The sequence below is a fragment of the Wolbachia endosymbiont of Atemnus politus genome (assembly GCF_013309895.1).
In genome coordinates this window covers 1-1,430 of the sequence record NZ_JAAXCS010000194.1, presented here as the reverse complement: position 1 = coordinate 1,430, position 1,430 = coordinate 1, and the positions used below count along the sequence as shown (strand labels likewise).

The 1,430-nt window shown below is 37.6% G+C and carries 2 protein-coding genes; both read left to right on the top strand.

Going from position 1 to position 1,430, the window contains the following annotated elements; genetic code table 11:
- Positions 1-976, top strand: a 976-nt coding sequence (locus tag HET73_RS07445; protein WP_174134297.1) for a glutamate--tRNA ligase, incomplete at its 5' end; no start/stop codon positions are given.
- Between the two features lie 56 nt (positions 977-1,032).
- Positions 1,033-1,430: DUF1016 N-terminal domain-containing protein (locus HET73_RS07440; protein ID WP_343033104.1), on the top strand; the 398-nt coding region annotated here is incomplete at its 3' end.

Here is a 1,430-nt window from a genome sequence, read left to right as displayed (position 1 = left end):
AGTGTATGACAGGAGTTCATTACTTCTAACTGAGCAGGAAAAAACTCGTTATGAGCAAGAAGGACGAAAACCACATTTTAGATTTAAGTTGAATAGAAAGGAAGTTGTTAAATGGAATGACAAAGTTAAAGGTGAAATAAATATTGCAACCAGTCACATCAGTGATCCTGTGGTGAGAAGGGAAGATGTGATTTATACATACATGTTACCTTCTGTCATTGATGATGTCGACTTTAACGTAACTCATGTTGTGCGTGGGGAAGATCATGTAACTAATACTGCAGTGCAGATACAAATGATCCAAGCATTAGAAGCAAAAATTCCTACGTTTGCTCACCTTTCTCTGCTGCATTTTGATGATAGTAAGATATCGAAACGAAAAGGTGGGCTGGATATTAAATCCATAAAAGAAGATGAAATTGAGCCAATGGCGCTCGCTAGTTACTTGGCGAAGCTTGGAACATCAGATCCAATTGAAGCGCATGTTAGCATGCAGTCTTTGGTTGACTCATTTGACATTAAAAAATTTAGCTCAGCATCTGCACAATTTAACTCGAGTGAAGTGTATAAGCTAAATAGCAAAGTTCTGCAACAGATGCCATTTGAAGTGGTAAAAAAACGTTTAAACCAAGTTGAAGTGGACTCTTCAGAGTTTTGGTATTTTATAAGAAACAACATAGAAAAGTTTTCGGAGGTAGCAAAGTGGTGGCAGATATGCAAATCCGACATAAAACCTGTGATTCTTGATAAGGAGTTTATAAAAATTGCGCTGAGTGCATTACCGCAAGGTAACTGTAATGAAAACACATTGTCAAAGTGGGTTGCAGCTATTCGACAAACAGTGGATATAAAAGCAAAAGACTTATTTATGCAGTTGCGTTTAGCTTTAACAGGCACGAAAACAGGGCCAGAGCTCGCTAAGTTATTGGTTTTTGTCGGCAGAGAAAATATCGTTGCAAGATTAAAGAATAACTAATGGCAAAGGTTATAGAAAAAGGATATACGGAATTTTAAAAGCAGCTAAAGGATCGTATTGCAACAAGCCGCTATAAAGCGGCACTTGCGGTAAATAGTAAACTTATTTTGCTTTACCATTATATCGGTACAGAGATCTTAAAACGCCAAGAAGAGCACGGCTGGGGAGCAAAAGTTATTGATCAATTAAGCAAAGATTTGCGAGATACTTTTCCCGATATGAAGGGGTTTAGTACAAGAAACCTGAAGTATATGCGTAAGTTTGCCGAAGAATATCCTGATGTTGAATTTGTGCAGCAGGTTACTGCACAATTACCTTGGTTTCATATAGTAGTGATTATCGACAAGGTAAAAGACTCACAAGAGAGACTTTTCTACTTTCAAAAAGCTATAGAACATGGCTGGTCACGTAACATTATGGTGATGCAAATAGAGCGAGGGTTACATAAACGTCA